An 18,314-nucleotide genomic window follows, 5' to 3' on the forward strand; every position below is an offset into this window, starting at 1 on the left:
ATGATAGCTATTATAAAATATAATGCAGGTAATATACGATCGGTACAAAATGCGTTAACTCGCTTGGGGTACGAAAGTATTATTACCGATAATCCAGAAGAAATACAATCGGCAGATAAAGTAATATTTCCAGGGGTTGGAGAAGCTAGTTCAGCAATGCAATACTTAAAAGAAAGAAATCTTGATGAATTAATTGTTTCCTTAAAACAGCCTGTACTAGGAATTTGTCTAGGACTACAACTAATGTGTACATATTCAGAAGAAGGAGATACCAAATGTTTGGGCATTTTTGATGCGCGTACAAAACAGTTTCCACCAAAAGAAAAAGTACCACATATGGGGTGGAATAATTTTTCTGAATTAAAATCATCTAAACTGTTTACAAACATAGCTCTAGAAGATGATGTATACTACGTTCATGGGTATTATGCAGAAGTATCTAAAAATACACTGGCTACCTGTGATTATATTCTTCCGTTCAGTACCGTCATGCAGCAAGATAATTTTTACGCGATGCAATTTCACCCTGAAAAATCAGCCGATGTAGGGAAGCAATTATTGAAGAATTTTTTAGAGTTATAAAAGAGATTAAAAATGAGAATTATACCCGCAATAGATATTATAGATGGAAAATGTGTCCGCTTGACTAAAGGCGACTACAATACCAAAAAAATATATAACGAGAACCCGTTAGAAGTAGCGAAAGAGTTTGAGACAAACGGAATAGAATACTTACATGTTGTTGATTTAGATGGCGCAAAATCTAGTCGAATTATAAACCACAAGGTATTAGAACAAATAGCAACGAAAACCAATTTAAAAATTGATTTTGGAGGAGGTTTAAAGTCAGATGAAGATGCTCGAATCGCATTTGAAAGTGGCGCAAATCAAATAACAGGAGGAAGTATAGCGGTAAAGGATCCAGATGTTTTTATTGGATGGTTAACTAAATATGGTGCGGATAAAATAATCTTGGGAGCAGATTGTAAAGACAGAAAAATTGCGACCAATGGTTGGTTGCAAACCTCAGAAGTTGATGTTGTTGAATTTATAAGTGAATATCAAGAAATAGGTATTGTAAATACTATTTGTACAGATGTAGCTAAAGATGGAATGTTACAAGGCGCTTCTTTAGATTTATATTTAGAAATTTTGAGTAAAACCTCAGTTAACTTAATAGCGAGTGGAGGAGTAGCCAATATCAATGATTTACATCGATTAAAAGAAATTGGTTGTGAAGGAGCCATTGTAGGTAAAGCTATTTATGAAGGAAATATAAGTTTAAAAGAATTACAAGAATTTATAAGCTAAGAGATGTTAAAGAAAAGAATTATCCCATGTTTGGATATAAAAAACGGACGAACTGTAAAGGGAGTTAATTTTATTGATATTAAGGATGCTGGAGATCCAGTAGAATTAGCAAAACAATATGTAAAACAAGGAGCAGACGAATTGGTGTTTTTAGATATTACAGCCACCTTAGAAAACAGAAAAACCTTGGTTGAATTGGTAAAAACAATTGCACGAGAGATTAATATTCCATTTACTGTTGGTGGAGGAATCAGCACTGTAGAAGATGCTGTCGCTTTAATTCAAGCAGGAGCCGATAAAGTAAGTATCAATTCTTCCGCAGTAAAAAACCCGCAATTAATTACTGATTTAAAAAATCGATTCGGAAGTCAGTTTGTTGTGGTTGCCATTGATACTAAAAATGTAAATGGTAATTGGAAAGTGTTTACTAAAGGAGGCACTTTTGAAACCGAATTAGAAACAGTGAGTTGGGCAAAAGAGGTAGAAAAATTAGGTGCTGGTGAAATATTATTAACTTCTATGAATAGTGATGGTACCAAAAACGGATTTGATATTGAAGTAACTAACGCGGTAAGCAAAACTGTAAATATTCCTGTGATTGCTTCTGGTGGCGCAGGAAAGGTAGAGCATTTTATAGAGGTTTTTACAAAAACAGAAGTCAGTGCAGGATTGGCTGCTAGTATCTTTCACTTTGGTGAAATACCGGTACCCGTACTAAAAAACAAATTAAAAAAACAAAACATAGCTATACGATGAATATAGATTTTTCAAAAGGAAATGGATTGGTTCCAGTAGTAATACAAAATAACACCACCTTACAAGTACTAATGTTAGGGTATATGAATAAAGAAGCCTTTACTAAAACGCAAAAAGAAGGAAAAGTTACTTTTTATAGCCGAAGTAAAAATAGACTTTGGACAAAAGGTGAGGAATCAGGAAACTTTTTATGGGTAAAAGATATTCTAATAGATTGTGATAGTGATACTTTGTTGATTAAAGCTACTCCTGAAGGACCTACTTGTCATAAAGGAATAACTTCTTGCTTTGGTGAGGAAACACCTAAAGGTTTTTTGTATTCATTAGAAAGTATCATTTCTGACAGAATAGATAATAATGTTGAAACGTCTTATACTAATAAACTTTATAAAAGAGGAATTAACAAAGTAGCTCAAAAAGTAGGAGAGGAAGCTGTAGAAGTGGTCATCGAAGCAAAAGATAACAATGATGATTTATTTAAAAACGAAGCTGCTGATTTACTATATCACTATTTAATTTTACTAAAAGCCAAAGGTTTTACGATTACAGATATAGAAGAAGTTTTAAAAAATAGAAATTAACAAGTAGTTAATTATGTAACAATCCAAATAGAAGGTTTTATAAGCTTTCTATTTGGATTGTAATATTGTATATTGTTGATCATAGAGCTATAAACTCCTTCTATTTTTCCATTGAAATTTTTCTTTATTAGCATCATTCCAATTAGCTACTTTTAAGAGCATAGTATCAATTTTAGTTTTATCAAGCCATTTTCCATCGACAAATACACCTGATATTGTACGTGTGTTATTAATGTTTTCTAATGGATTTTTATCTAGTAAAATTAAATCAGCAAACTTTCCTGTTTCAATAGTACCAATTTTATCGCTGATTTCTAGCCATTCAGCAGGTAACCTAGTTGTAGAAGCTAAGGCTTCTTCAGTTGTTAATCCAGCTTCTACTAATAATTCTAATTCATCATGAAGAGAAAAGCCCCAAACGATTCCAGAAATACCGGCATCTGTTCCTGCGAGCATAGGCACACCTTCTTCTTTAAAAGCTTTCACAATCTGTATATGAAAGTCTTTTTGTTTGTTAAAGAATTCAATTAATTTAGGAGAGGATCCAGAAAAACGATTCGAGTTTAACCATTTACTCTGCATTAATGGGTGTACATACTTTAAACTTGGTAGGTTTTGAATATTTTTTGGTGATTTAGCCTGATTTAAAATCCAAACCATGTTAGATAAATTCGGAATTAACCAAGTATTATTTTCTTTAGCTAAATGAGCAAACTCTTGTGCTTTTTCATAACTAAAATCATTCGTTTGTTTAGATAATTCTTCAGCATGTGCAATGAGTCCGAAATGTGGTACAAATAAATCTTCAGCGGGTTTTCCTTCAAAAGTTGTAGGAATGTGTCCAACAACTTTCATGTTTTGTTTTTCAGCTTCATCAATAACAGCTTTAAAAGTTTCTTCGTTTAACCAGGTATAAACTTTTATAAACCTATAACCTAAACCTTTAGCATTTCTAACCGATTGTCTTCCTTCTATAGGAGTCGTAGCTTTTATTTCATTGCCTTTACCATCAATTACAGCAGCTATTGCCATACGAGGGCCAATAACACTTTTTTCCATTATTTTATCTCTTTGCGAAAAGTGTCCAAGCCTTCCACTTAATTCAAATACTGTAGTAACTCCGTTTGCTATGTATGGTGTCATTAAGTTCTGTGTGTTAAAGTTTACTGTAGAACCTCTAGTTGCATATCCTTGAGAAAAACTACCATTACTCAGCGTATGTACGTGCATATCAATTAGTCCTGGAATAAGCCATTTATCATTTCCATTAATAATTGTTGCTTCAGAAGGAATAGAATCATTTATAGACTTTATTTTGTTATTGTGAATTACCACTGTAGCATTTTCAATAACATTATTATCTTCTGTCATCGGTATTACATTGACGTTTTTTATAACGTATGTATTACTGCCTTCTTTAGTTTTTGGTTTGTTGTTTTTTGTACAGTTAAGTAATAAAAATGATACTGTGAGTAATAATAAATTACTAATTTTTAGATATTTCATGCAGTTTAGTTTTCTTGTAGACGTTTTAGAATAAAAAATGTTACAAGAAACCAGTATTAAAAAAAATGACTGAACTTTTAAATACTAAATTCAGTCATAGATTTACTTATGTGCTTATTATGTTATTTATTTTTTAGTTCAGCTATTTTGTTTTTCATTTGCTCATTATAATTCCATTCATTGTTTTCATTGAGTAGAATTGCTTTTTTATAGTTTTTAATTGCCTTAAGACTATCATTTTTCATTTCATAAGCTTCAGCTAAACTAGCTTTTGATACCCACCAATTAGGATTAACTTCGGCGTTAAATTTAAATACATCAATAGCATTTTCAATGTTATTTTTACTATAAATATAAGAATTACCTATACTGTTAATATTCCATTTTAAGTTATCAAAGTCTGAATTTGGATTTTCTTCTTTTAACTTTTTGAATGATTGAATAGCTTCGTTAAATTGATGACGAATAACAAAATTCATAACATCTTCCTCCTTTGCTAATTTTTTTGCTTTAAGTTCAGGGATTGAAATTCTAGCTATATCATTAATAATAATGTCGTAAGCAGGTATTTTATAACCATTTGACAATAAAATAATTGTTGTTTTATTATCTATAAATTTCCTAAATGCAGCTAAATTTCCACCCGAAAATCCATAAGAATCCATTCCGTTTACTTGAATACTATTCCAACCATGTAAAAAATGGTCTTTTTTATTCGTGAAACTGAAAGGTTCCCACATTTCTGTTTTCACCTTATCACTTAACAAGATATCGTCGTCCAATTTTTTGTTCCATTCAATAAATTTTTCAAGAGTGATGTTTAGTCCGTTTCCTGAATGTCCTCTTACACCACTATTATTTGTATCTTTTTCAAATTCTTTTGTCTTTTCATTATAAAAATATCTTGTAGCACGATTTGGAATAGTTTCTTGTGAGTTAGAAGAAAATAAAACTCCATTTGTAGAATTATCAAACTGATTTTTAAGAATATAATCATCAAAAGACATTCCTGTAATTTTCTCTATAATTTGAGCGAGTAACCAATAATTTGTTTGATTGTATTGAAACTGATTTCCAATAGCAAAATTCATTCTATCATTAAATAGTTTTTCCATTAATTCCTCGTCAGTTAACGTACTTTTATATCTTATAATATCAGGTAAACCAGAAGAATGACTTAGTAAATTTTTAACTTTTATCTCTTGCCATTGTTGTGGTAAATCACTTATGTATTTTGAAATTTTGTCTTCTAAACTTAGCTGTTTGTTTTGTATAAGCTGAAATATTCCTGTGGAAGTTATAAGTTTTGTCGCTGAAAAAACTCTGAATAATGTATTTTCATCAACTGGTTTATTATTCTCTAATGATGATTTGCCTAAATAATTTTTATAAGCTATTTCATCATTTTTAATTACTGCTAAAGCTAATCCAGGAATATTATGTAGCTCCATAGCTTTAGTTAAATAAGAGTCAATTTCATTTTTAATGGTAGCTGTATTCTTCTCTTTCTTTTGGTTAGAACAAGAAAAACTAAAAAACAATAGTAAAAGGGTAAAAAGTGTGATTAATTTCTTCATAGTATTTCATTATTTGTTTTAATAGAAACGATAATTTTTATTTAGCGTTGCAGTTTTAATGGAAATGATCACACTTTTTATTTGTTACTAAACAAATTTGATTGTCTATTTTTGTAATATGAAAGAAGCCCTACATCAACTGTTTACTGAGTTTCAAAACAGCATACAAAAAAATGATTTTGTAAAATTAACTTTAAGTAAACCAATTCGTAAAAGTGATGAATTATCGAATGTATACGTTCGCCAGATAACGTTGAAAGGAGACGTTTGTTTTCAGTTTTTATATCGTTATAAAACAAATGATCAAACAAAAAACTATTCGTTTGAAGAAAGTATTGAAGAATTAACTCATTTACTTTCAGAAAAGTTTAGAGCGACGACATTATTTACATTAGAAAATGATTTGTTGGTGTTTATTTCTAAGAAGAAGAAGGTAAGCTATAAAACTACGCAACCAAGTTTTAAGAATAAGTTACCAGAAACTCACGATAAGCCCAAAGAAAAAAGAGCTGAAAACAGCGAATATTTATATCATTTAGGTGTAACGGATAAAGAAGGAAAAGTAATTCCTAAAATGGCGGATAAATACCGTCAAATTAATAAGTATTTAGAGATTATTGAAGCTCAAATACAATCAGTTAAATTACCTAAGCATATCAATATTGTAGATATGGGCTCTGGAAAAGGGTATTTAACTTTCGCTTTATATGATTATTTAGTAAACCAAAAAGGATATACTGCCAGTGTAACAGGTATTGAGTTACGCCAGAGTTTAGTTGATTATTGTAATGATATTGCCAAAAAGTGTGATTTTAAAGGATTACTTTTTGTAGCACAACCAATTCAGGAGTACGATAACAATAAAATAGATATTTTAATTGCTTTACATGCTTGTGATACAGCTACCGATGATGCTATTTACAAAGGTTTGGTTTCAAAAGCAGAATTGATTGTTTGTGCTCCGTGCTGTCATAAACAAATCCGTCAGCAAGTAAAAGGAAAAGAGCAGGAGAGCCCTTTATTAAAATATGGAATTTTTAAGGAACGTCAGTTTGAAATGGTTACTGACACCATTCGTGCTTTAATTTTAGAGAAAAACAATTATACCACCAAGGTTTTTGAGTTTATAAGCAATGAGCACACGCGTAAAAATGTAATGCTAATTGGTGCTAAGTCATCTAAAAAAGTAGATAAAAAACGTATTGAAGCTAAAATTTCAGATTTAAAAGAAACTTATCAAATTGAACAACACTATTTAGAAGGATTACTATAATGTTTTTATAATGAGTACATCTGTAAGTAATGTATTTAAAAATCTTCAGCTAGAAAATGAAGAATTAAAAGTAGTTGAGAGCATTTTTTCGGAGGTAACGTATAAAAAAGGCGATACCATATTACAAACGAATGAAAAAGTATACTACCAATATTATGTGGTAAAAGGGTGTTTACGAACATTTTTTATGGATGCTAAAGGAAAAGAGCACACGATACAATTTGCTATTAACGACTGGTGGATTAGTGATTACATAGGTTATTTTTCCGAATCAGAATCTGTACTTTCTATTGAGTGTATTACAGATGCTACTGTGTTAAAAGTAGCTAAGAAGGATTTGGATAATATCTATGAAGAAGTTCCCAAAATAGAACATTTTTTTAGAAAAAAGTTAGAACGCTCAACAGTAAGATTTCAAAAAAGAATTTTAAATAACTTAGTATTGTCAGCCAAAGAAAGGTATTATTTATTTTTGAAAACTTATCCAAATATAGAGCAGCAAATTAAAAATTACCATTTAGCATCTTACCTAGGAATAACAACAGAAAGTCTAAGTAGAATACGAAAAGAAGCTTCTTAATTCTCTTTATTACCATACATCAATTTTTTTACAATTTTCATAGACTAATTTTGGGATAACTTAAAAATAGAAATAATATGAAAAAAGTAGTATTTGTACTTACTAGTCATGAAGAGCTAGGAGATACAGGAGAAAAAACAGGATTTTGGATTGAAGAGTTTGCAGCACCTTATTATTTATTAAAAGATAAAGGAGTAGAAGTAACTTTAGCATCTCCAAAAGGAGGACAACCTCCAATTGATCCAAAAAGTAACGAACCAGATTTTCAAACACCAGCTACACATCGTTTTAATAAAGATGAAGAACTTCAAGCTGTATTGGCAAACACAATGAAATTGAGTGAAGTTAAAGAAGGTGATTATGATGCAATTTTTTACCCTGGAGGACATGGACCTTTATGGGATTTAGCTGAAAATAAAGATTCTGTAGCTTTAATAGAAACTTTTTATACAAACAATAAACCAGTAGGAGCAGTTTGTCATGCACCTATTGTATTAAAAGACGCTAAAGTAAATGGAGATCCTTTAGTTAAAGATAAAAAAGTAACTGGTTTTTCTAATACAGAAGAAGATGCAGTGCAATTAACTTCAATTGTACCGTTTTTAGTAGAAGATGAACTAAAAAATAATGGAGGTATTTATAGTAAAGCAGGAGATTGGCAAGAATATGTGATTGAAGATGGAAACTTAATCACCGGACAAAATCCAGCATCATCAGAATTAGTAGCAGAAAAATTATTTGCAAAATTATAACTATTAAATAGTAAGTGTTTAATAAAAAATCGTTTGAAAATATTTTCAAACGATTTTTTATTTTTCAAGAACAAGCAAAAAGGTTTTATCGTACTTTTAGCGCTTTAGAATATAGATAAAATGAAAGAATCTAAACCGCTCGTTATAGCCGCTTTTATAGCTATTTATGTTATTTGGGGATCAACCTATTTGCTAAATAAAATTGTTGTTACTGAGGTTTCTCCACTGTTATTAGCAGCCATTCGTTTTTCTATATCGGGAGCGCTAATCATGCTAATAGCTAAACTTTTAAAAAGAGAAATAAAAGTGACTAAAAAGCAACTTTTAAATTCTGCGATAGCTGGTTTTCTTTTTTTAGTGTATGGAAATGGGATGTTTGTGTGGGCATTAAAATTTGTAGATAGTGGTTTTGGTGCTTTATTAGCGGCAACACAACCATTATTTGTATTGTTACTATTACGTTTAATTGATGGAAAGAAAATGCAAAGACAATCTATTATTGGAGTTGTTTTAGGAATTATAGGAATGTATTTGTTAGTAAGTCAAAATGAAATTACGACATCAAAAGACATGCTAATAGGAATCTTTATGATTTTTTCATGTGTATTAAGTTGGAGTTACGGTAGTGTTTTTGTAGCCAAAGCTAAGCTTCCTAAAAACTTCTTTGTAAGTACAGGTTATCAAATGCTTTTTGCAGGACTTTTTCTCTTTATAGGTTCTGTTTTATTAAAAGAAACTTGGTCTTCTCCTTTAGACTGGTCTTTTAAAGCACAAGGAGCTATGTTTTTGTTAATTGTTTTCGGAAGTATTGTTGCATTTACATCTTTTAATTATTTATTAAAAATTGTTCCAACAGAAAAGGTATCAACATCAGCGTATGTAAATCCAGTTGTAGCCTTATTTTTAGGATGGTATTTTCTAGATGAAACCTTAACAACTCAATCTATTGTTGCTTCAGTAGTGTTATTATCAGGTGTTTATTTTATAACATCAAGAAAACGAATATCAAAATTGAAAGTAACTTCTAAACCACAAAAAGTATAAGCAGTTTAACTTTATATTCTTAAAGAAAGAGTTGTTTTCTAATATTAAAAAATTAAAGTTTTTAGTGTGGACTTTGAAGTTGTACTTCTTTTATTAAAGCTGAAGTAACGTCATAAATAGGTTGTTGTGTCATTTTACTTTTTAACCAAGCATAGAAACTCATTACAAAAATATCTTCTTGTTTAGCTCCAACAAAAACAAATGAATTCTCTACTAAGTTGAAAAAATCAGGAGTAGTTACTATATCTGGGTTTTTATAATACTGTTCAACTAATTTTAAAAATGTGATTACTCTTTCTTGATTAATCTCTAGTAAAAACTGAATATGTTTTCGTTTAAAACTTAATAATCTAGATTCAAATAAATCTATATTTTGTAATTCTAAATGTAATAGAATTTCAATTAAATTCTTTTTTACAGTCCATTCAATTCCAGCTTTATCAATATACCATTGATCTGAATGATAAAACGTATTATATAATTGCAAAGCTTTCCTAAACTCATTACTCTGAAAATAAAATGTAATTAGGCTTAATTTTATTTCTAAAATAGTTTTTATATCAGAATGCTTTTTTTTCAAAACAGTTTCTAATAATCTAGTAGCAATTTCTTGATTATTAGTGTAGTTATAATTTAGAGCTAATAATAGGGTATAGTTCAAATAAAAACTATTAAAAAACTTTTTTTTATTCTGTAACATATAAGAGTGCATACTATTTAAATACTCTAATGATTCTTTGAATTTTTTATTTCTAAAAAGAGTATTAGCAATTAAATACAAAACCCTAATATGATAGAATACCTGTTTTTCTTTTCCTTTTTTTTCATTCAGTAGACGATAAGTCTCGGTTAAAAAGATTTCTGTTTTTAAATAATCTTTATGTATAAAAGCTGAAATATTAACTATGGAAATCAGTTGATAAAGAGATTTAAAAGATAAATCTTGTTGTACATTAATTTGATGTTCTTCAAAAAGTGTATTTATTAATGAATAAAAATCTAAGTTCTTTTTATGTGGACTTACTTTTAATGTGTTTCTAACTTTTGCATATATAATATTTAGTTCTTCTTCTAAAAAAAGGTTTCTTTGATTTTCTTTGAAGTATGTAATAGTTTCATTTAAGTTTATATTAGGATTGGTATGTACATACTGAATTTTGGTATGATATATTTCATTTAAAATAGAAAATAGTTGATATTCCTTTGCAATTACTTCGGCTTTATCTAAAATTTTATAAGCTGCTTTGTTGTTTTTATGAAGTAAAAAATCTCTAGCAGCTAAAATATACTTTATCAAAAGCATGTCTACAGAGTTTTCTCCTTGGATTTTATTATTGGCTATAAAATCAATTAACGATTCATACAAACGTTGCTTGAGCGTATAAAAAGCTTCTTTTTTTTGAGTACCGTATAATTCTTCACAAATAAGTTTTGTAGAAGTTTCTCCTTTTTGAGCTATTTTAAACAATTGAATGTTTTTGGTATCTACTCTTTTGTTCCTCTTTTCTAAAAATAACATAAAACGTTGCTGTTCTTCTATAGAAAAAGAAGAGATTATACTATGAAGTTGATTCATTTAATCGTTATATATAATTGTATTTTCATTAGTAAATATAGCGATTATTAAGTTTAATTTGTGAATTATATCGTTAGGTTTTTATTAATAATGTTTTTATGAATCTTTCAAAATGAAGCATTTTTGAGCATAATTAAAAACTAAAAGTTATGAATAATCAATCAGAATGGTCGTTAGATCAAAACAAGAAAACAAAGAAAGAAAAAAAGAAAACATTAAAAGTATACAATCAAAAACCAACTTCAGCCTACATTGGTGCGTCATGGGTAGCATTACTAATAGGAATTTCTTCTTATTGTATTGGTTTATGGAATGTAGAGATGGAACTTAATGAAAAAGGTTATTATTTTACGGTTTTATTGTTCGCGTTATTCTCAGTAATATCTGTTCAAAAATCTGTTAGAGATAGGTTAGAAGGAATAAAAGTAACAGAGATTTACTATAGTATTAGCTGGTTTACAACCGTTGCTTCTATAGTTTTACTCGTAGTTGGATTATGGAATGCAAACTTATTATTAAGTGAAAAAGGATTTTATGGAATGTCTTTTTCTTTAAGTATTTATGCAGCCATTTCTGTACAAAAAAATACTAGAGATCTAGAGTATATAAATAAAATAGAAGAAAAAGAAGATAGTGAATAGTCTTAATTTACAATAAATAGAACGCTTAGAAAATCATTTCTAAGCGTTTTTTATTACTAAAAGTTATATTCCTTCACCTGATAAGTTAATTACCAACTCTCCTAGCTCGTGCTTTATTACAATAATTACATTTCTAGTACCTATATGTGTAGGAGTAAAAACAACATCAAAGTAAGTAGTTGTTGTTATATTTGTACCTATTGATAGACCTTTAACCTGAAAGTCTTCACGGTGTTGACCTTCAACTTTTATTCCAGTAACTCTTGTACCTAAGTCACATTCATTTATTAGGTTAACTTCTATATACTTACTCGAATAAACTTCAGCTTCTAATTTATAATAATCACCTTCAAAAGCTATGTCGACATCAATACAAGAAAGTATGTTTTCTTCGACTTCAAAACAAGATGTGAATGTGATTAAAGTAAATAGAAGTAAAAAAGAGAGTTTGAAATATTTCATAGATTTTTAGTAAGCAAATTTAATAAGTAATTAGAAATACACTAATTATCCCACCAAACCACAAAAAACTTAAAAAGTTCACCATTTGGTTTCTTTAGCCAACAAAGAGGAGCATTTTCTTCGTTTAAAAATTGTTGAAGTTTAATTTGAAAGGCTTCAAAAGTTAACCAGTTAATATTTGAATGTGGATTTACTAACCAGTTATGTTTAGTTGGAATATAGAATTTACAATCGGAAAATTGTAGTAACTCCTTCGGATAGATATAAAACCCGTAAATGCACTCATTATTTAGTTGTTTAATGTTTTTTTCGAAGTCTTTTAAAGGAACAAACAATTGTGCTTTAAAATATACTTGTTGTATTATTTTATCTACATTCAACTTTAATTCATCTAAATAAGTTTTAGTATGATTGGAGTAGAGTAGTGGTAATTGTTTTTCTTTTAATTTACTAAGTTTTTGAACGAAAGAGTCTCGTCTGTTAGGCCCAATCCAATGTTCAACTTCAGAATTACCAACAGAAGCATCATATAAGTAAAACTTATATATAATTTCTAAATGAATTGGTTTCTTATTTTTCAACAATAAACAATCTAATTCACCTACAGTAATTTTTTCTTTTTGAATTTGAATATTCTCAGCAAGAATTGATACAGAAGTGTCTTGATTTAATTCAAATGAAACAAAACGTTCTACCAATTTCCCTAAACGTAATTTTTGTGTAATCTCTTGGTTAAACGAACTTGTTCGAGTTATTGAAATAGGAAATTGTTCTAAATTAAAAACACCTTTTCCATGCCATAGAAAAGGTGTTTTTAAAAATCCTTCGTATTGTAATTGTAAGTCTTTTTGTTTTTGATACATAAAAGAATTACTCTTTAATTCCTAACTTATCTAGTACTAATTGTGTGATGTCAAAACGCTCATCAATGTATCCAAACTCATTTCCAGTAGTGGTTAAAACTTGCGTATACCCGTTTGCTTTTGCTACTTCTGCAATTACTTCACTTAACTTTTTATATAAAGGACGTAAACTTTGTTCTTTTTGTATTTGCATCATCGCTGATCCATTTTGACGAAACTTACCCATTTCTTGTTCAAGCGTTCTTAGTTCTTGGAATCTTGTTTTCTTATCGTCTTCCGTCATAATTTTTTCTTCAGCCTTAAAAGAATCTACTTTAGCTTTATATTCAGTAGCTTTTATTTGAAAACTAGAATCTAGTTTTTTACCATAATTTTCTACTCGTTGTAAAACTCCTTTCATTTGTGGCATTTTACTAATAATTAATTCGCTATTTACCGTTCCAACTTTAGTTTGAGCATTTGAAAATCCGATAAAAAATAAGGCTAGTATAAAAGTGATTTTTAGTTTCATGTATTTCTGTTTTTGACAAATATAAAAAAGTGATTTTTTTAGTGTTCTTAAAAAGCGTTAAAGTTTATTTTCAATAGTTTTTATAATATTTTGAACATCTTCTTGAAAATCAAACCATAAAATGTTTGGATCTTTACGAAACCATGTTCCTTGTCGTTTAGCAAACCTTCTTGAATTCTTCTTAATTTCCTCAATAGCAAATTCTTTAGTAAAGTTACCTTCAAAATATTCGAATAACTCTCTATATCCTACTGTTTGTAATGCGTTTAGGCTTTTATGAGGATATAGTTTTTTAGCTTCTTCTATCAAACCTTTTTCAATCATAATATCAACGCGACGATTAATACGGTCGTACATAATTTCTCTATCGGCTGTCAATCCAATTTTTATAGATTGAAAATTACGAGGAGTTTTTGGTTTGTTTTTAAAAGAACTATATGTTTTTCCTGTTCCTATACAAATCTCTAAGGCACGGATTAATCGATGTGGGTTGTCAATAGCAATCGTATTGTAAGCTTCAATATCAAGTTCTTTTAATTTTTTTTGAAGATATTCTATTCCTCTATTCTCTAATTCGATAGTTAAATCTATTCTTATTTGTGAATCTACATCAGGAAAATAGTCTAATCCTTTTAAAACAGCATCTACATACAAACCACTTCCGCCTACCATAATTTGAATAGGTTTTTGGGAAAATAACTCATCTAACTTAGCTAAAGTATCTTTTTCAAACTGACCTACTGAATAATCTTCAAAAACACTTCTGTTTTGGATAAAATGATGTGGAGCAGCAGCTAATTCTTCAGGTTCAGGAACCGCTGTTCCTATGGTCATTTCTTTATAAAATTGACGAGAATCACACGAAATAATATCACAATTAAAATGTTGAGCTAGTTTAATACTTAATGCTGTTTTACCAATAGCCGTAGCTCCAACAATTGTAATTAACGTGTTTTTTTGTGACATTTAGTTCAGTTTTGTTCCGCAATGATAACAAAATTCTGCATCATCTTTATGACCTTCATAAGAACAATTTGGGCAAGATTGTGTATTTAGATGCACCTTCTTTTTAGTCATTTCAGAACTTACTATCCCTGTAGGAATTGCAATAATAGCATAACCAATAATTACAGTAATACTCGCAATAAACTGTCCTAAAGCGGTTTGAGGAGCAATATCTCCATAACCAACAGTTGTAAGTGTTACTATTGACCAATAAATACTTCTAGGTATGCTTGTAAAACCGTTTTCTGCTCCTTCAATAAAATACATCACAGATCCTAAAATGATACAAATAATCAATACAAAATAAAGGAATACCCCAATCTTAGCTTTACTCGCGTTCAAGGCTTTGATTAATTGATTTGATTCTCCAATGTATCTAGACACTTTTAAAATTCTAAAAACTCTTAATAGACGCAATGCTCTCAAAGCTATTAAGCTACTATGTGTACCCACAAAAAAGAACGTTAAGTACATTGGAATGGTAGAAAGTAAATCTATAATACCATAAAAGCTAAAAATATATTTTGTTGGTTTTTTTATTGAAATAATTCGAAGGATATATTCAATTGAAAAAAAGAAAGTAATAATCCATTCAGAAATATATAAGAAATCATGGTGCTTATTATCAAAGCTTTCTACACTTTCAAGCATTACTAATATAATACTTGCTAAAATTGCAAATAATAAAACGATATCAAATAGTCTACCAGCAGGTGTGTCTGCTTCGTAGATTACTTCATGTAATTTATCCCTCCAATTAAGTGTTTTTTTATCCAAAAGATTAGTTTTTTTGAATGCTTTATAGCAATATTACAAATTATTTTCAACTTGTAATCGTACTATTTTAGACACTTTATTTTTTAGTAAATAGTTTTTTATTATTGTTTTAGCTAGTTCTTTGTGCTCAATAGGAGTGAGCATTGATTTTAGAATAGACAACTGGTTTTCTTGAAATGCAAGATTGGTATATGTATATCCTACAACTTCGTTTTTTTCAATTAAAATTACAGCGTGTTCTTCAGGGGTTCTACCTTTATCTATGACAAGCATATTATCATGATTAAAACTTCTATCTGTAATCTTTCTTTTTCGTATAATATTGTACTTAGGTCGTAGTTTTTCGAGTTCTAAATGGTATTTTAAACGCGTAAAAAGCATATTACCTGTTTCTTCGTAAGAAACCCTAGCTACTCTTTTTATTACTTTTAAAGCTTTTCTAGTTTCTTTTAAAAAGAGTTTATTAGTTTCTTGTTTTATGTTTTTACCTCTACCAACAAAAATGATAGCTCCTTCATGATTATGAACGTAAAAAACACCTTCTTTTTCAGGTAAACTATCTAATATTCTTTGAATGCGAAACTTTTCGTGTCTATTATCAAAATATTTTATAGATTGTTGAATAATATTCTTTTCAACATCTTTATCTATTAATAATTTGAATAATTGTACAGTGGCTAAAGCGTCACCTGTAGCTCTGTGACGATCTGACATGGGAATTCCTAAAAACTTACACAGTTTTCCAAGGCTGTGTGATGGAGATTCGGGGATAAGTTTCTTACTTAAAGTAACTGTACAAAGTGTATTACGTTTGTATTTATAACCTAACCTATCAAATTCAGTACGAAGAATGCGGTAATCAAAATTAGCATTGTGTGCTACAATGAAACAGTCTTGGGTTATTTCAACAATTCTTTTCGCTATTTCATAAAACTTAGGTGCATTTCGTAGCATTTTATTATTAATTCCTGTAAGTTTTACAACAAACTCTTGAATTTCTCTTTCTGGATTCACAAGGCTAATGAATTGATCTATAACTTGATGTCCGTCATATTTATAGATGGCAATTTCAGTAATTCCTTCCTCGTTATATTTTCCTCCAGTAGTTTCAATGTCTAAAATAGCGTACAAATCTCTCCCTTTTTTTAAGCTGATTTATGTAAATCTAAGCAATATAATTTCTAACTCCAAAAATAGAGCTTCCTATTCGTACCATAGTACTGCCATTTGGTATGGCTAACTCATAATCACCACTCATACCCATTGAAAGAATTGATAAATCGGGGTATTTTTCCTGATTTTTATTGAAGAAATTAGCTAATGATGAAAACTCCTCTTGTAATTGTTCTTGGTTGTCTGTAAAAGTAGCCATTCCCATTAAGCCTACTATTTTCACATTTTTTAACTCTTTGAGTTCTTCTGAAGCTAAAATATCTTCAATATCAGTAAATGGTAGTCCAAATTTGGTATCTTCTTTAGCAATTCGAGCTTGTAACAAACAATTAATAACTCTATTATGCTTTTTAGCTTGCTTATCTATTTCTTTTAATGTTTTAAAGCTATCTACACCATGAATTAAATCAACAAAATGTGCCATATACTTAACCTTATTACGTTGTAAATGGCCAATCATGTGCCATTTTATGTCTTTAGGTAATTCATCGTATTTAGCTACCATTTCTTGTATTTTATTTTCACCAAATATACGCTGACCAGCATCATAAGCTTCTTGTAAATCAGCAATAGGTTTGGTTTTAGAAACAGCAACTAGCGTTACATTTTCTGGTAGTGCTGATTTTATTTTTTGAAGATTTTCTTTAATTCCTGTAATCATAATAATTGTTTATCAGACTTTACACTAAAACTCGTAAATAGTTAAAGCACTTCTTAATTTTGGTTCTATATAGGTTGTTTTTGGTGGCATCATTAAACCAGCATCAACAATAGTTTTTAGTTCTTGAATGTTAGTGGGTAACATTCCAAAAGAAACTTTAAACTCACCACTATCTACTTTTGTTTTTAGCTCTAATCCGTCAGATTTATCTTGTGAGTATACAATTTTAGAAGCGTTTCTAATATCCTCAATTCCTAAAATAGGTTCTAGTACAGTTGTGTATAAAATATAAGCATCTAATTCGCTTAAACAGTCGGTAAAATTATAAGCAGATTTGCGTAAATACAATGCATAAAACTCACCATTTAAGTACATACTAAAATGATGCTTTTCTTTAGGTCTATAAAGTTCTTGTCCACGGTTTTCAATTCTAAAATGCGTGTCAAGTTCCATTAAAAGTTCTTCAGGAGTTAATCCGTTTAAATCTCTTATAAATCTATTGAACTCATAAATTTTCACCTGACTTTCAGGTAATAAGTAGCTCATGAAAAAGTTATAGTCTTCTTTTCCTGTGTGCTCAGGATTGTTCTCAGCTAAGTTTTGTGCCAACAAACACGAAGATGTTGAACGATGATGCCCATCTGCAATATATAAGGTGTTAACATCTTTAAACGCTTTAGCTATTTCTTTAACATCTTTCTCATCATTTATCACCCATAAAAAATGTAAATCCTTGTCAGATGTAGAAAACTCATACTCAGCTCTTTTTTTCTGATATTTTTTTACAATAGAATTAATCACAGTATTATCAGGGTAAGTGAGTAGTACAGGTTCTGCATTAAAACCTGTGTTTTTTAGGTAGTTTTCAAAGAGTAATTCGCGTTCTTTTAAAGTGTCTTCATGCTTTTTAATAACTTCATTATGATAATCTTCAACAGAGGTTGCTGCAATTATTCCACAGAAATTATCATTTGGAGTTATTTTTTGATATACATAATACCCTGGAGCTTCATCTTGTTTGAAGACTTCATTTTCTTTAAATTCTAAATAACGATTGTGTACCAATTTAAAGCGTTGCTCTCCTGTTACATCTTGTTTATGATATTTATAACCTGGGTTAATTACATGTAAAAAAGTGTATGGATTGAAATCGAGTTTAGCTCCAATTTCTGCAGGGGTATAAATTTCGTACGATTTAGAAGATACTAAAGCGACTTTATCTCGAGTGGCTCTAACAGCTTTAAATGGTTTTACAATTGCCATAG

20 protein-coding genes are annotated in these 18,314 nt (G+C 29.4%); 9 read left to right on the plus strand and 11 right to left on the minus strand.

Going from position 1 to position 18,314, the window contains the following annotated elements:
- Genes hisH through hisIE form a run of 4 tightly spaced genes read left to right on the plus strand, consistent with a single transcriptional unit; the run spans position 1 to position 2,648 of the window.
- The gene (gene hisH, locus ACTPNM_RS09385) at positions 1–582 is read left to right on the plus strand and encodes an imidazole glycerol phosphate synthase subunit HisH (RefSeq protein ID WP_440121502.1); all 582 of its coding nucleotides are present in this window, start codon (positions 1–3) and stop codon (positions 580–582) included.
- A gap of 12 nt (positions 583–594) precedes the next feature.
- Positions 595–1,311, plus strand: a complete 717-nt coding sequence (gene hisA, locus ACTPNM_RS09390) for a 1-(5-phosphoribosyl)-5-[(5-phosphoribosylamino)methylideneamino]imidazole-4-carboxamide isomerase (RefSeq protein WP_440121503.1) — start codon at positions 595–597, stop codon at positions 1,309–1,311.
- Between the two features lie 3 nt (positions 1,312–1,314).
- On the plus strand, positions 1,315–2,067 hold the full coding sequence (hisF, locus tag ACTPNM_RS09395; RefSeq protein ID WP_440121504.1) for an imidazole glycerol phosphate synthase subunit HisF: 753 nt from the start codon (positions 1,315–1,317) through the stop codon (positions 2,065–2,067).
- Positions 2,064–2,648, plus strand: a complete 585-nt coding sequence (hisIE, locus tag ACTPNM_RS09400; RefSeq protein ID WP_440121505.1) for a bifunctional phosphoribosyl-AMP cyclohydrolase/phosphoribosyl-ATP diphosphatase HisIE — start codon at positions 2,064–2,066, stop codon at positions 2,646–2,648. Before hisF ends, hisIE begins: the two co-directional genes overlap by 4 nt.
- An 87-nt stretch (positions 2,649–2,735) precedes the next feature.
- Here the strand turns inward: hisIE and ACTPNM_RS09405 are convergent, their stop codons facing one another.
- Both ACTPNM_RS09405 and ACTPNM_RS09410 read right to left on the minus strand, forming a co-directional pair.
- A complete protein-coding gene (locus ACTPNM_RS09405; protein WP_440121506.1) occupies positions 2,736–4,154 on the minus strand; it encodes an amidohydrolase family protein in 1,419 nt (472 codons plus the stop codon).
- A 122-nt stretch (positions 4,155–4,276) separates the two neighbouring features.
- Complete coding sequence (locus ACTPNM_RS09410; RefSeq protein ID WP_440121507.1) at positions 4,277–5,731, minus strand: serine hydrolase; 1,455 nt, start codon at positions 5,729–5,731, stop codon at positions 4,277–4,279.
- Positions 5,732–5,849: 118 nt separating this feature from the next.
- Between ACTPNM_RS09410 and ACTPNM_RS09415 the strand changes: the two genes are divergently transcribed.
- From ACTPNM_RS09415 to ACTPNM_RS09430, 4 genes are all read left to right on the plus strand, one after another.
- Positions 5,850–7,004, plus strand: coding sequence for a class I SAM-dependent methyltransferase (locus tag ACTPNM_RS09415; RefSeq protein ID WP_440121508.1), 1,155 nt, complete (start codon positions 5,850–5,852; stop codon positions 7,002–7,004).
- A 10-nt stretch (positions 7,005–7,014) separates the two neighbouring features.
- Entirely contained in the window at positions 7,015–7,584 is a 570-nt protein-coding gene (locus ACTPNM_RS09420; RefSeq protein WP_440121509.1) for a Crp/Fnr family transcriptional regulator, read from the plus strand.
- Positions 7,585–7,661: 77 nt separating this feature from the next.
- On the plus strand, positions 7,662–8,336 hold the full coding sequence (locus ACTPNM_RS09425; protein WP_425658540.1) for a type 1 glutamine amidotransferase domain-containing protein: 675 nt from the start codon (positions 7,662–7,664) through the stop codon (positions 8,334–8,336).
- Positions 8,337–8,456: 120 nt separating this feature from the next.
- Positions 8,457–9,380 carry an EamA family transporter gene (locus ACTPNM_RS09430; RefSeq protein WP_440121510.1) on the plus strand — a complete coding sequence of 308 codons (924 nt, stop codon included), beginning with the start codon at positions 8,457–8,459 and terminating at the stop codon, positions 9,378–9,380.
- 61 nt (positions 9,381–9,441) lie between these two features.
- On the opposite strand, the gene ACTPNM_RS09435 is transcribed toward ACTPNM_RS09430, so the two are convergent.
- Positions 9,442–10,956: a hypothetical protein gene (locus ACTPNM_RS09435; RefSeq protein WP_440121511.1), complete on the minus strand. Its 1,515-nt coding sequence runs from the start codon at positions 10,954–10,956 to the stop codon at positions 9,442–9,444.
- 149 nt (positions 10,957–11,105) lie between these two features.
- On the opposite strand from ACTPNM_RS09435, the gene yiaA reads away from it, so the two are divergent.
- Positions 11,106–11,597 (plus strand): inner membrane protein YiaA, encoded by a 492-nt coding sequence (gene yiaA / locus ACTPNM_RS09440; protein ID WP_440121512.1) that lies wholly within the window; start codon positions 11,106–11,108, stop codon positions 11,595–11,597.
- Between the two features lie 63 nt (positions 11,598–11,660).
- Here yiaA and ACTPNM_RS09445 read toward each other — a convergent pair whose 3' ends face one another.
- From ACTPNM_RS09445 to ACTPNM_RS09480, 8 genes are read right to left on the minus strand one after another with little or no spacing between them, the layout of a single operon-like run.
- Positions 11,661–12,059, minus strand: coding sequence for a hypothetical protein (locus ACTPNM_RS09445; RefSeq protein ID WP_440121513.1), 399 nt, complete (start codon positions 12,057–12,059; stop codon positions 11,661–11,663).
- Positions 12,060–12,100: 41 nt separating this feature from the next.
- Positions 12,101–12,922, minus strand: coding sequence for a DUF1853 family protein (locus tag ACTPNM_RS09450; protein WP_440121514.1), 822 nt, complete (start codon positions 12,920–12,922; stop codon positions 12,101–12,103).
- A 7-nt stretch (positions 12,923–12,929) separates the two neighbouring features.
- Entirely contained in the window at positions 12,930–13,433 is a 504-nt protein-coding gene (locus ACTPNM_RS09455; protein WP_440121515.1) for an OmpH family outer membrane protein, read from the minus strand.
- A gap of 57 nt (positions 13,434–13,490) precedes the next feature.
- Positions 13,491–14,399, minus strand: a complete 909-nt coding sequence (gene miaA / locus ACTPNM_RS09460) for a tRNA (adenosine(37)-N6)-dimethylallyltransferase MiaA (protein ID WP_440121516.1) — start codon at positions 14,397–14,399, stop codon at positions 13,491–13,493.
- Positions 14,400–15,215, minus strand: coding sequence for an ion transporter (locus tag ACTPNM_RS09465; RefSeq protein ID WP_440121517.1), 816 nt, complete (start codon positions 15,213–15,215; stop codon positions 14,400–14,402).
- 33 nt (positions 15,216–15,248) lie between these two features.
- Positions 15,249–16,346, minus strand: a complete 1,098-nt coding sequence (locus ACTPNM_RS09470) for an exonuclease domain-containing protein (protein WP_440121518.1) — start codon at positions 16,344–16,346, stop codon at positions 15,249–15,251.
- Positions 16,347–16,380: 34 nt separating this feature from the next.
- Positions 16,381–17,049: a YggS family pyridoxal phosphate-dependent enzyme gene (locus ACTPNM_RS09475; RefSeq protein WP_440121519.1), complete on the minus strand. Its 669-nt coding sequence runs from the start codon at positions 17,047–17,049 to the stop codon at positions 16,381–16,383.
- A gap of 24 nt (positions 17,050–17,073) precedes the next feature.
- Positions 17,074–18,312 carry a DUF1015 domain-containing protein gene (locus ACTPNM_RS09480; protein WP_440121520.1) on the minus strand — a complete coding sequence of 413 codons (1,239 nt, stop codon included), beginning with the start codon at positions 18,310–18,312 and terminating at the stop codon, positions 17,074–17,076.
- Between the last annotated feature and the right edge of the window lie 2 nt (positions 18,313–18,314).

This window comes from Tenacibaculum sp. Ill (assembly GCF_051938915.1).
In the GTDB taxonomy this organism is placed as follows: domain Bacteria; phylum Bacteroidota; class Bacteroidia; order Flavobacteriales; family Flavobacteriaceae; genus Polaribacter; species Polaribacter larymnensis.